Annotated in this window: 10 protein-coding genes; 1 reads left to right on the forward strand and 9 read right to left on the reverse strand. The window is 45.6% G+C overall.

What is annotated here, in order from left to right:
• Window positions 1-260 precede the first annotated feature (260 nt).
• The 4 genes from U1I11_RS11005 to U1I11_RS11020 form a co-directional block, all read right to left on the reverse strand.
• Window positions 261-926 (reverse strand): hypothetical protein, encoded by a 666-nt coding sequence (locus U1I11_RS11005; RefSeq protein ID WP_322906152.1) that lies wholly within the window; start codon window positions 924-926, stop codon window positions 261-263.
• 725 nt (window positions 927-1651) lie between these two features.
• Entirely contained in the window at window positions 1652-2008 is a 357-nt protein-coding gene (locus tag U1I11_RS11010; RefSeq protein ID WP_322906153.1) for a MarR family winged helix-turn-helix transcriptional regulator, read from the reverse strand.
• 338 nt (window positions 2009-2346) lie between these two features.
• Window positions 2347-3120, reverse strand: coding sequence for an SDR family NAD(P)-dependent oxidoreductase (locus U1I11_RS11015; RefSeq protein ID WP_322906154.1), 774 nt, complete (start codon window positions 3118-3120; stop codon window positions 2347-2349).
• 113 nt (window positions 3121-3233) lie between these two features.
• Entirely contained in the window at window positions 3234-3731 is a 498-nt protein-coding gene (locus tag U1I11_RS11020; RefSeq protein WP_322906155.1) for a GNAT family N-acetyltransferase, read from the reverse strand.
• 164 nt (window positions 3732-3895) lie between these two features.
• Between U1I11_RS11020 and xerS the strand changes: the two genes are divergently transcribed.
• Window positions 3896-4975: a tyrosine recombinase XerS gene (xerS, locus tag U1I11_RS11025; protein ID WP_322906156.1), complete on the forward strand. Its 1080-nt coding sequence runs from the start codon at window positions 3896-3898 to the stop codon at window positions 4973-4975.
• Window positions 4976-5414: 439 nt separating this feature from the next.
• Here the strand turns inward: xerS and U1I11_RS11030 are convergent, their stop codons facing one another.
• The 5 genes from U1I11_RS11030 to U1I11_RS11050 form a co-directional block, all read right to left on the reverse strand.
• Window positions 5415-5954, reverse strand: coding sequence for an NADPH-dependent FMN reductase (locus U1I11_RS11030; RefSeq protein WP_322906157.1), 540 nt, complete (start codon window positions 5952-5954; stop codon window positions 5415-5417).
• Window positions 5955-6024: 70 nt separating this feature from the next.
• On the reverse strand, window positions 6025-6615 hold the full coding sequence (gene mobB / locus U1I11_RS11035; protein WP_322906158.1) for a molybdopterin-guanine dinucleotide biosynthesis protein B: 591 nt from the start codon (window positions 6613-6615) through the stop codon (window positions 6025-6027).
• Window positions 6612-7910, reverse strand: coding sequence for a molybdopterin molybdotransferase MoeA (locus tag U1I11_RS11040; protein WP_322906159.1), 1299 nt, complete (start codon window positions 7908-7910; stop codon window positions 6612-6614). Before U1I11_RS11040 ends, mobB begins: the two co-directional genes overlap by 4 nt.
• A gap of 1239 nt (window positions 7911-9149) precedes the next feature.
• Window positions 9150-11924: a glycoside hydrolase family 2 protein gene (locus U1I11_RS11045; RefSeq protein WP_322906160.1), complete on the reverse strand. Its 2775-nt coding sequence runs from the start codon at window positions 11922-11924 to the stop codon at window positions 9150-9152.
• A 348-nt stretch (window positions 11925-12272) separates the two neighbouring features.
• Window positions 12273-13034 (reverse strand): DUF4247 domain-containing protein, encoded by a 762-nt coding sequence (locus U1I11_RS11050; protein WP_322906161.1) that lies wholly within the window; start codon window positions 13032-13034, stop codon window positions 12273-12275.

Here is a 13034-nt window from a genome sequence, read left to right on the forward strand (position 1 = left end):
CCTGATCAGCTAAGCTCCGGCATAAGATCGCTTTGCATCGAAGGCGAATGGTTATGATGAAATACTCGCCGCAACTTGTCCCCTTTCGGGTTGGAACCTATTTTAGCGTAACCTGATTACATCGCAATCCATAATGTGACAGTATAGTATGTTTTTAGGTAGATTATACGTTATATTTCCCGATTTTTATTTAAAAGTGAACAGACTTCGGTTTTCTTTTATTATGATTGCATGCTGTCCAGCTGGCGTAAAACTGCTGTTTACCAATTACCTTCCAATGTTAAACGATAGCCGTGCCGAATTAGCATCCGATCCGCTTCTTCCCACATCCGCAGTTGGCTAAGACACGATTCAACCGTATGGTCTAGCGTTTCGATCACAGTGTCCCAATCTAATATTTCTAGCGGCTGTTGCTCGGCTTGCTGTTGTGCCGTTTGAATATCGGCTTTAAGATCGTCAACCAACTGCGGCAAACATGTTAAATCCGCCTCCGCCATTGGCAACACTTTATGCTCCAAATCGGTATAAAGCAGCTGATAATGTCGCATTAAGCGTCCACCTAGACTGTTCAGATCACGTTGATAACATTCTTTAACATCCGTACGCAGTAAATGAGAGGCATGCTGAATAGTAGGGATATATATTCGTTTGATCCACAGATCATCTGCCAATAAATGAAAATAATAGCCGATATGAAATAACGATCGCTGCTCACGCAAATAGCGCGCCACAAATCGCTCCAAATCAAAAAATCCTTCTCCTACCGAATCCAGTCGTACAAAGTGCGACAAGCGCTTATTCTGGTCACGTACGCCATATTCCGCAACATCAGGTGCGAGATTTCCAAGCATAAATTCCGGGCTATGCCAGCCCAGTCGACTCTCGATCAGTGCAGCAATACAGTAATGCATCAGGCGCGAACCCATCCGCATCCCTCCTTCGTTATGTATACGCTCACTTACGCTCTATTCATCTTTGACGGTTGGTAACTGTAAAATATCATACCACGTTATTTTAATTTGCACATATCCTATCGTCAAAAAGAAGCGCTTATTCCCGCAGGAACAAGCGCTTCTTTTTGACGATTACAATATAAAAAGGCGAATCCGCAACGACCCGCCGGAACCAAAGTTAATGGTCGTACAAGCCTGTTTTCATATTCCAATGATCGTGTAACCCGTTTAGCAGGCATGCAGCAAAGCATAAACAATCTTCGCAATCCGACCAGACATAGCCAACTAACAACAATGCATCTATATGAAAGGCAGAAGTGCTTTGCCAGAGCGCTACCGCCTGAACAATCGTTTACTTGAAAATAGTGATGCTGGATCGAACATGCACCGACCTCGCTGCGCCAGCCTCCTACACACTCGCAGAAAGCTTTCAGCCTATATACGCTCCATATGGATCATATTGATCAAACTGTACACGTAAGACTGTACATTTCCAAATCCATTTATTCACAATTTTATCCCCTGCCCTTAAAATGGCAACGATAAATTTGCATACAAGCTGTATAGGGGCAAACAAAGTCGCAGGAGTTATTCCTGCAACTTTGTTTTGCGGTTACTTGTCGGACAGTCTCCACATCGTAATGAAACGAAAATGTAACATGCTGACTATTCATATTAACCGTATCGTGTATCGATTATTAACTTTTAATTTTACTAATAATTTGGCGGATTTGACGATTTAATTGTTCCACTTCTTCCGCACTAAGCCCGGTCGATTGCAATAACGACTGCGGAATGCAACCGGATTGCTCACGCAATGAAAGCCCCTGCTCGGTAATACGAATTTTGACGACACGTTCATCTTCAAGCGAGCGTTGACGCGTAATTAAGCCGGATTCTTCCATCCGCTTAAGCATCGATGTCATCGTACCCGAATCCAAATAAATTTCTTTACCGAGCTCTTTAATCGTACATTCCTTTTTGTCCCACAACACAACGAGCGCCAAATATTGAGGATACGTAATGCCCATTTCCTCTAGCATTGGCCAATACATGCGTGTTATCGCTCGTGAACCTGCATACAACGAAAAACAAAGATGTTCATCTAATGATAATGCTTTTTTATCTTCCACTGTTCTCACCCTTTAGTTGGTACAGTTCTTAGTTTGCATACGTACTATTTGCTTTCATTTATCATATCATATTCATATATATTGTCAACAATTAATTAGTAAGAAATTATTATAGCCTCTATATAATGGTGGCGTAATTATAACGATGTAGGCGATGGAGTTAACCGTTTCCTACACGAAAAAGCACAGCCTTCATCACGAAAGCTGCACTTTCCTTTATGAGCATACATTGAACTACACGCTGACCACCATTACCATTTTCAAAAGCCAAAGATCGACATCCCACCATCTACCATCAGCGTCTGACCGGTCATATACGCTGCCGCATCGGAAGCGAGAAATACGACCGGGCCGACTAGCTCCTCCATCGCACCAATCCGCTTTAACGGTGTACGATTCAAAATATCTTGCATATACTGCTCATCTGCCAGCACCGATTCAGTCAACGGGGTACGGAAATACCAAGGGCCGACACCGTTAACTTGAATTCCATAATCCGCCCATTCCAGCGCCAAAATTTTGGTCATCTGGATCAGCGCTGCTTTAGTAGCACCGTAAGCAACACCGGTGCGCATCGCCATATGTCCGGCGACAGATGCGATATTAATAATTCGACCACCGCCATTATTTTTCATGCCTTCGGCGGCAAGCTGGGATGCGATCAATGCGGAATGCAAATTTGTTTTGACGATCATATCCCATTCCATATCAGTTACATCAAGCGCACGGCTGCGAATGTTCATGCCTGCATTGTTTACCAGAATGTCGGGCGTACCAAATGACAGCTCAAATCGTGTAAACGCTTCCTTCATCTGCTGCCGATCAGTCACATCGGCAACTAAACAAATCGCTTGGCGACTACTATGCTTTTGAATCAATTGCTTGGTCGCTTCTAGATCAGAGCCGGTACGCGAAATCAAGCCCACATCCGCTCCCGCCTGCGCAAGCCCGATTGCAAGCGCTTGTCCAATGCCTTTGCCTGCGCCTGTAATAATCGCTTTTTTATTGGATAACGAAAATGTCGGTAAGTACATAATGTGTACGTCTCCTTTGCAGATTATGTCCTGTTTGCGGTTTCAAGCTTGATGTTATTTACACAACAAGTCATACATGTTAAGCAGCTAGACGCTTTTAATGTCAACATCGGTCATCCCAGCTCACGAGCGGACGTAAAATACTGGCTTGGCCCGCCATGATCCGGCTCCAGCTTTTCCACATACCGCTCTCCGGTATACTCACCGATAATACACCGCCAAAATGCCTGCGCAGCCAAATTATTGCTCACCTGCGTCACTTTCCAGCGCCCCGGATAACGTCGAAACAACTCATATGCCGCCCATTTGCCAACACCAGCACGTCGATATTTATGCAAAATAAAAAACTCGGTCATATAATAATCGACTTCCCCATTATCCAGTCGATCGACCAGCGCAAAACCGGCAATATGAAAGCCCGAATAAATCAAAAACGGAAATTTGCGTCCCGGTCGACTCCAAAACTCGTCCAAATCAGGATACTCGGGAAATCGTCCTTTCTCCGTCAATTCAATATTTAAATAATATGTAAAATCATATAAATAAAATTGCATCATTTCACGGATCACCCGCTTTTTGCTTCGCGGTACTAATTCCAGTGCCAGCGCCATACCTGTCCCTCCGTCGTCGAAAAATACACTGCCTCTAAATGGAGCAGGCGGCAACATCCAGAATGGATGTTCTGCCTTCCTATCACTATATACCCTATTCACAGGGGGAAGCAAATCATACATCCATTTTATGATACAATCGGAACATGAGGTGAATGAACGATATGACGATACAAAAAATACAAGATCGACGTAAGCTTGATGAAAAGCTGCCGACCATGCCTTGGTATGTGGAACAATTTATCAATTACAAATTGCCTGATCTCTCGCCTTCCACATTGCTCGAATACATACGGGATTATGAGTCATTTTTGGGCTGGATGATCGCTGAAGGGTTATCGAACGCAACGCAGGTTGGCGATATTGCGCTATTGGAGTTAGAAACGCTACGTATGGAAGATGTGACCGCCTATCGGCTTTATTTGACAACACGTGCTGAAGGTGCGAATACGCGTGTCACCGTATCACGCAAACTGTCCTCACTGCGTTCATTATTTCACTATTTAAGCCAAATTGCCGAAGATGACGACTTTTACCCACTGCTCAAACGCAATATTATGGCAAAGATTGAAGTAAAGCGGCTGCATAAACCGAAAGATACCGCTGCCAAGCTAAAAGGTAAAATTTTGGAGGATGAGGAGCTGCTCGAGTTTGTCGGGTATATTTTGGAAGGTCATCGCGAGACGATTGCTGGCAACAAGCAGGCACTATACTCGTATGAACTAAACCGCGAACGGGATGCGTGTATTGCCAGCTTAATTTTAAATTCAGGGCTGCGTGTGTCCGAAGTGGTCAATCTGAATTTGCACGATCTGGACGTCAATCAGAAAATGCTCTACGTCTCCCGCAAAGGCAACAATGACGAGACATTCAAAACACCCGTCTATTTCCGTGAACAAGCGCGTGATGAACTGGTCAACTATTTGCAACTGCGTGATACACGTTATCGTACGCCACGCAGCGAACCGGCGCTATTTGTCGCCAAACCAAACGGGCAATCATCCGGCAAACGGATGACCAAACGCGCCATACAAACGATGATTATCAAATACGCCAAATCATTCGGCAAACCTTATTTAACCGTACACAAGCTTAGACATTCATTTGCAACCGACTATTATTTGCAAAATGATATTTATAAAACAAAGGAACAGCTCGGACACGCTTCCACCGAGACGACCGAAATTTACGCCCATCTCACCGACAAAACGATGTCCGAAGCGATCGAGCGGCGTAAAGATTAATGCATTGAGCATATGCTCACACCTAAACACTAGCGCATCCGACTACAGTACGCACTAAAGGTGCATACTACGTCTTGTACATTACAAACATATAGACTGCGATTAATTTTAAGTCTGCTGTAATCTCTAAAATAGGGCAATATCGGCACATAACAAAATGTCAAATCGTCAATGTAACGGTATCTAATAAGTTGGAGTAACCGCTATGGCTAGAATAAGTTACAAGTTCAAACATAATAAAACCGCCTTTTTCACAATAGAAAAGGCGGTTTTATTATGTTTACGCTTGACGGTATCGTATAATAAATCTACTTTTACCGATCAAAAAGCAACCTACTAGCTTGACTGAATACCGACATTCATCATTAAGCTGCAAACCTAAACGTATGCATTCTTTCCGCTCAAGCAACGCGTCTCATCACCGTTCAGACCTTTACGCTTAAAATACTTGGTTCAGCTTTTCAGCCAGTTCGGCAAATGCAGCTACCGCTGTGCGAATGCGCAGCTCTGCACCTTCATCTACAGGTGCGCCCTCTGCATCAAACTCGCGCTGCGCGCCACCGATCGAAATCCATTCCGGGCAGTTAATGCCGTGCAAATTGCGTACGATCGTTTGCAAATGCAGCAATGATGCTGTACCTACTAAGCCACCGGCAGAGTTGGCAGACAGTACCGCTTTGTTGTTAAAAAAGTCGCTGTTCAGAAAATCGAGTGCATTTTTCAGCACACCAGACAATGAGCCATGATATTCCGGAGTGGCGAGTACGAGTGCATCTGCGCTTTTGGCGGCGGCAGACAGCTTTTGTACTTGTTCATGACCGTAAGCTTCGCCCGGGCCATACAGTGGTAACACATGTTCCTGCAAGTTGAACACTTCGGTTTCATGCCCTTTTTCATGCAGCAAGCTGGCGATATAATGGCATAGCTTTGTCGTTGATGCGTCAGGACGTGTACTTCCGGCAATCAATGTTACTTTCATTGTTGTTCTCTCCCTCTCTATTATGGACTGGACATTGCTGCTTTTGGAGCCAACGAGCAGGCTACATTCATCATCGACTGGATTGTATGTAAGCATATAATGCAATGAACAAATCCATAATACCATCTTTTCCGGCTGAAATAATAGGTATCTGTCTTAAATTTAAATCATCTGTATGTTTGCAAAATGCGGCGACTTCCAGCGGTTCAAGACGAGTATACGTCCAGCGAATGTCCGTCAGCTTCTGCAATAGCTCCATGTCCTGCTCATGCGCGACGAGCACAACTTTCGGATAAGCTTCATATTTGAAGCCTTCAATCAAGATCAGATCATAAACGGCGCTGCTGCCACCTAACAACTCATCGATCAACTGCTCTAGTGATGCCGGTTGCTCACGAATAATCGCTGTTCGCAGCGGCGAAGTAATCGCAATCGCAGCGGCACCAGCTTCGGTATGTGCATACGTATCCGTACCGGGATGATCCATCTGAAATTGGTGGGCATCATGTTTGATCACTGCCACCCGCAAGCCTTTTTGCACGAACAGACGCAGCAAGCTGGTGAGCAGTGTCGTTTTGCCAGAATTTTTGTAACCGACGATTTGCACGATCGGCGTGCTTGGACGAGTGACAGTGTTGGCAGCGACCGATCTGTTGCTCATCGATCCGATAACCTCAATACATCAACTATCGTTCCGGCAGCTAGCGGCTCACTTGTTGGCGGAATCATAATCAGACAATCGCTATCTTTAATCGTGACCATCACATTCGACTCATCGAGCAGCGCAGGATAGGCGATCAGCCGACCTTGCTTCATGTCCAGACGACCGCGCACATAACGGGTAAAACTGTTCATTTTTGTATATTCACGACCAAGCTGCGCCTGCCATTGTGGCAAATAATCATGGCGCGAACGCATCATCTGCCGAATCGTCGGACGCACAAGCAGCTCACAGCCGACAAAACAAGCGCCCGGATTGCCAGATAATGCAAACAGCAGCTTGCCATCTTTCACCGCCCCGGTCGTAACACTGCCAGGTCGCATCGAAATTTTGTTAAACAACATATCAACTTCACCGCTGCGGACGAGATCGCCCATAATATCATAATCGCCTACCGATACACCGCCACTCGAGACGACCAGATCATATTGCTCCAGCGCATTCATCATCATCGATCGTGCCAGCTCCAACTTGTCCTCGATCGCTCCCAGCAACACCGGTTCACCACCTGCTGCCGTAATTTGCTGAGCTAACATCAGCGAGTTGCTGTTACGGATTTTGCCTGGTGCAATCGGCTCCTCTACACTAAGCAGCTCGGTTCCGGTGGAAAACACCGCTACCCGTGGCTTGCGATACACCTGTACCGTATGCACACCAAATGTAGCCAATACACTAATCTCGCCCGCCCCAATCTGTGTTCCCTGCTCCAATAACAGATCACCCTGCTGTACTTCCAGTCCGATTGGCGTAATATTGCGTCCACGTTCCACTTGACGTTTTATGCCTACCCATGTACGCTCGTCTTCGGTACGCAGCTCCGTCATTTCCAGCATGACGACCACATCCGCACCATCTGGCACCATCGCCCCTGTCATAATGCGTGCCGCATAACCTGACGTAATCGTACGAGCTGGCGTAGCTCCGCACGGAATATTATCGATTACTTCCAGCCAAATTACCTGCTCACTCGAAGCGTGCGTCAGATCAGCGGCTTGTAGTGCATAACCGTCCATACCGGAACGGCGAAAATGCGGATACGGATGCGGTGCCGTAATCGTCTGCGCAAGAAACCGTCCTCCCGCCTCATGTAGCTTTACTTCCTCTATCGTAGCAGGCTGTACATAAGCAGCAATTTTTTGCTGTGCCGCCGCTGGTGTAATCGGCTTACGATTAAATTTTCCATTATTCGATTGTGTCGATGCAGTTGATGCGTCCGACCCGGATTGTGATGTCATTTACCTGTGCTCCTTTCCAGTATGAATCCATCGTTCTTTTGTCATTGTACATGATCAGCGCCAGCTTTGCAGGTTAGGGGTTCATTTTCTAGTTGCTGTAAAATGATAAGTCGTTTGGAATGCACGTATAAAAGGTAATATATTGACCGAAATTAATCTCAGTTTCGAAGCTGGAGCAAGCTCTTATTTATAACAAGTTTAATACACATTTAAAGTTGAATTTAACTTAGTCAATATAGTAGTACGTTGACCAAATTAAAGTGTATTTTAGGCTGTAAGCTAGTCGTGTCTTCAAACGATCCTACGTATCATTTTATCGTGCACAAACGTCAGAAATAAGACACTGTACAGCTTTGACGCAAACTACCCATATCGAACGATCTGTACTGTAAAGCCGTTTGAAGACACGCACTAGGTAGTGTCTTCAAACCTTCAGCGTTGTTATTTTATTGTTTAAGTGGATCGTGTTTTAAGTGAGTTGAGCTTACTATACAAGCGTAATCTAATGAATAAACGCATCGAACTGCCTAGGAAGCCGTTTGAAGACACGCCCTAGTATTGCTATCGCTAAAAGCTTAAACCAGCTTTGAAACTCAAATTAATCTCGGTCAAGGTATTCATAGCTTGTCTTAAGTACATTTACAATATGTCGATCTAACAATCGCTTGATTATCAATAGGTTAAGATGAGTTCAAACAAGATTTTTACTTGAAACAGTCTACTATGAGGTTTTGCGTTGTGACGGTTTGTAGTATGAAGACTAGTGATCTTTAGCAACTTCATTTAAAGATTGATGAGGACACGTAAATTCGTTAATTCTTTTTCTTTTGTGAATTTTTCATATGATGTATTTTTAATGTTTAAAAACCATACTCTTACTGCAATTTTTCATCCCCCTTTCTCTCATCAAAACATCTCACCCAAATCCTTTTAGCCTCTAATGTAAAACTATCTATCATCCATATAAAAATACGCACAAACAGCACGATAACCACCGATTGGTGCTTACAGTGACTGATTATGCGTACTTATCATTCATTACAATAGCTGAAATCAAACCTGCTCTACAAAACATATAGCGTAAACTCATCAACGATGCTAATTTGCAAATCATTAATTAACAGTACAAACGAATCGACTCCACATTCCACCTATCGACCCACACAACATATTACTTCACCCATACGACACTTTCCATATTTCAATCCTATAACTTTTCCTCCATGTACCTACACCTACCTAAGCGTCTGCCCCAACCTCCCCATTCAACGCACTAATCCGCAGCGTATCCCAGCGAACTACCTCACCACCAGCATGATGTATTCCAATCGTCCGCCGCTCACCTGGCAACAGATCAAAATAATTATCGTCCATTCGTAACCGCCCTTGCGCCAGATCGATCCGTATCATCCGCGCCAGCACCGCTCCGTTCGTAATCGTCACCGTTCCTTGCTGTTCGTCGACCATGCTTTCCCAGTTCGCTGTCGGTAAATGAAGCTGCAACGGTGCACGCAAATAATATAGATTACGCCGAATATCCGGATGCGTACACGATAACACAATCACTACCCCGTTTGGCATAGCCTTTCCTTGCAACAGCTCCGCTTCGCTCCACGTACCGATACAATTCGCTTCATTCGCCCCGATCTGCGCATCCGCCGTATGACGGCTAATGACCGTCCCCTGCCAGTCGATTACGTCCACCATCACCTGTGTTTGCAATTGCTGCAATCGATCATTTACGATCCACACATGAAATGGCTGCCCTGGATCATGATCTGCACACAACAATAATGGATGATAAAAGCCGCGTGCATAAAAATAAGCCGCTTTTGGCAACAACTCATAATCGACAATCGACCAGCTTGTACCAGGCCAACTATCGTTAAGCTGCCAGATTAGACTGCCACCATTGCGCTGCTTATGGCGACGATAATGCTCGATGCCGTATTTCAAGCCTTCCGCCTGCGTAAGCATCGAATAGTTAATATACTGCTCGATATTGTGCGGAATGCCAGTATAACCTTCCATTAGCAAAATGCCTTTGCGATGATTCGTATCTTTATTCCGATATGCCATTTCCGCGCTCCCCCAATAAAACGATTCGGCTGGAACATAACGGGACAATGTATATGGATTCGCTGCCGCATGCATGCCAAATTCACTGCTAAACAGCGCCAGATCAGACTTGTAATGATGGAAACCAACCCCTTCAATGCTATAATCAAGCAGCGGCACATCACCATAGCTGCGCGGATAAACCGATCCATGCCATACTTGCCAATTATGCCGATCGCCAGCATTAGGATCATTCGCATCATTACCATCGTACGGAGACGAAGGCCAATACGGACGGTTCGGATCAAGATAAGCTAGCGTATCCGGAATCAGTTCATGATAGATCGCTTCCCCGTAAAATGGACTGCGAATATCGCCTGATGCGGTTTTCATATCATATAGCCAATCGATCTCATTATTGCCACACCATAATGCCAGTGATGCATGATTGCGCAATCTGCGCACCTGATCTTCCACTTCTGCACGCACATTGCGCCTATAGTCATCATTAAAATCAGGAAATAACGCATTCGCAAACGCAAAATCTTGCCAAACTAAAATTCCCAGCTCATCGCATAGCTGATAAAATACTTTCTTTTCATAAATGCCACCTGCCCATACTCTCAGCATATTCATATGAGCGGCAGCAGACAGCTCAATCAGTTCCCGATAGCGATCATCTGCAATCGCACCGATCCGGTTATCAGCTGGAATCCAGTTCGCCCCACGCGCATACAAACGAACCCCATTCAGCACAAAAGCAAAGCTCGGCTCGCCCTGTTCATTGCGCTGCTGCAACTCCACTGTACGTAGCCCGATCGACTGCTGCGACCGATCCACAATTTCCGTTCCAGCATAAAGCGTAATGACGAGCGTATACAAATAAGGTTCACCCAGATCATGCGTCCACCATAGCTGCGGCTCTGTAATATGTAACTGCAACTGTACATGTTCTGCGGACGAGCCACCCATTCCGTGCGGCTGATTGGCGGAAATCGGCACTGTTCGCTGGCTCGCCACTTCCCGCCCGTCACGATCATAAATAACAGCCTCCAGCGCTAACGGCAGTGGCTGACGTTGTTGATCATGTCCTGCAACGCTATCTTCACGCTCATTATGGCTGCTGGCAGACAGAGCTGACAGCGCGCTAGACATAACACTAGGCACATTAGCTACTGCCCCCGAATTTGTCTGATCACGTGCTGCTACCGAGCGATAGACATTAAAACCGGTATATCGAAGCGGCGCTATACGCTGACATGCTGCATTCACATGCAATACAGCCTGCTTGCCATCCGCCTGCACAGTATACGCATACACATCTGTCAATTTCGCCTGACGATGGCGACGAATTTCTACACGATCCCAGATGCCGACCGTAATTAATCGTGGCCCCCAATCCCAGCCAAAGTTCATTGCCGCCTTACGCAGCCAAGGACGTTCTTTTGTATAAGATGACCAATCAAACTGCTCTTTATGATCATAATGCAAATGGAGTGGATCAAACCGAATCGCAATACTGTTCCAACCGTTACGCAGCACACGTGTCACATCAAGTACATACTGGCGATGCATATTAGCAGTGCAGGCAATTTCATGCCCATTTATATAAACGGTCGCAAATGTATCCAATCCATGCAGCACCAGCTCATGACGTTCATACCGATCATCGGTCAGCTCATAATCAAATGTCGTACGGTACCACCATTCGTTCTGCTCTACCCAGCGACAAAGCTGATCTTGATGCCCATAATACGGATCAGCAATTAGACGATGCCGAATGAGCGTTTCATGCACATCACCTGGCACGTGAGCAGTGATCCAATAGCGATCATCCAGCCCTGCTGCCGCCACTTCCAACGGATTCATTTCCCCTGGACGATAATGCTGCAATCGCCATATCCCATCCAAATAAAGCACATTCGTTTCATCAAAACGTGCTAGCCCTGCTGACATGTATACTCCCCCTCTGCTATTCATAATTGAAAACGCATACATTTATACATTAGCATAAACATTCCCCGCCTCCAACCCGGTTTTGCCTTGTAACACTGAAGTCCGTCCTCTACCATTATTCCCTTCCCTCCGTTCCCTGCTTCTAGCAACATACGCGTTTATGTACACTCCCTAGTACTTATACAAAATAAACCTCCCCTCTACCCGCAAACGACTATCGTTTACAGCTAAAAGGGAGGCTATTATCCATGTAGACAATCGGTTAATACAACCATTCAATGCTCATTTTATACAGCGATCATTATAAAAGCTCCATTCTCCTCTCTCCTCGCTACCATCCGCCCACCGCTATCTTCGCCCACGTTTGCGAATTTTACCGGAGCCAAAACTGGACTTTGGCGCACTATGACTAGGCGAGAAAAAGCCACCGAATTGGTTCGACGAGCCGCTACCACGGTTAATCGTACCGCTGGAAGGGGAGCCACGATTGGTCACATTATCACCATAGCCGGAACGCTTCGATGAAGACGAACTTCCACGTTTAAAAATGGAACCGGATTTGTCCACCGTTAATGGCGGTGCCTGCTTCATCTCCTGTGCGGAAGGCTTGTTATATTGCGTTTTGGGTGGATACACATTTTGCGATGTATAGCCACGGTAAGTACCGCCACCGTAGCTGCCATATCCACCATAACCGCCTGATCCAAACAAACTATGCAAAATCGAAGCGGTCAAATACCCTTGCAAAAAGCTGGAACTGTAATTTTGCTGTACATATTGCTGTGAATCGACTTCAATTAGCGTATCAGCCGGCTTCGCTGGATCACGCTGCACCTGGATCAGTTCGTCGTTGTAAACGAGAAACATTCGCTCTTGGCTTTGCGCGGAAATCTGTTGCGGTTTGCGCTGATCTGCCAATTGTTCAGCTACAGCGGGAACGGTTTGATTTGCCGCACGATATACATAAGAGGTAGAATTTCCGTTACGACTGACCGATTCCAGCGGATACGTAATTTTGTTATTGCTGCCAAAGCCGCAGCCAGACAGCAAGGACACGACCAGACTGAGTGCCAGTATAATCTTTGTCCATCTGGACATCCGCTCTTTCAT

Origin of the sequence: Paenibacillus campi (assembly GCF_034659835.1) — a bacterium.
Taxonomy (GTDB): domain Bacteria; phylum Bacillota; class Bacilli; order Paenibacillales; family Paenibacillaceae; genus Saccharibacillus; species Saccharibacillus campi.

What these genes read in the sequence shown, in the direction of transcription:
- U1I11_RS11005 (WP_322906152.1), bottom strand. Translation starts at nt 926, where the DNA reads ATGGGTTCGCGCCTGATGCATTACTGTATTGCTGCACTGATCGAGAGT.
- U1I11_RS11010 (WP_322906153.1), bottom strand. Translation starts at nt 2,008, where the DNA reads ATGTATTGGCCAATGCTAGAGGAAATGGGCATTACGTATCCTCAATAT.
- U1I11_RS11015 (WP_322906154.1), bottom strand. Translation starts at nt 3,120, where the DNA reads ATGTACTTACCGACATTTTCGTTATCCAATAAAAAAGCGATTATTACA.
- U1I11_RS11020 (WP_322906155.1), bottom strand. Translation starts at nt 3,731, where the DNA reads ATGGCGCTGGCACTGGAATTAGTACCGCGAAGCAAAAAGCGGGTGATC.
- xerS (WP_322906156.1), top strand. Translation starts at nt 3,896, where the DNA reads ATGACGATACAAAAAATACAAGATCGACGTAAGCTTGATGAAAAGCTG.
- U1I11_RS11030 (WP_322906157.1), bottom strand. Translation starts at nt 5,954, where the DNA reads ATGAAAGTAACATTGATTGCCGGAAGTACACGTCCTGACGCATCAACG.
- mobB (WP_322906158.1), bottom strand. Translation starts at nt 6,615, where the DNA reads ATGAGCAACAGATCGGTCGCTGCCAACACTGTCACTCGTCCAAGCACG.
- U1I11_RS11040 (WP_322906159.1), bottom strand. Translation starts at nt 7,910, where the DNA reads ATGACATCACAATCCGGGTCGGACGCATCAACTGCATCGACACAATCG.
- U1I11_RS11045 (WP_322906160.1), bottom strand. Translation starts at nt 11,924, where the DNA reads ATGTCAGCAGGGCTAGCACGTTTTGATGAAACGAATGTGCTTTATTTG.
- U1I11_RS11050 (WP_322906161.1), bottom strand. Translation starts at nt 13,034, where the DNA reads ATGAAAGAGCGGATGTCCAGATGGACAAAGATTATACTGGCACTCAGT.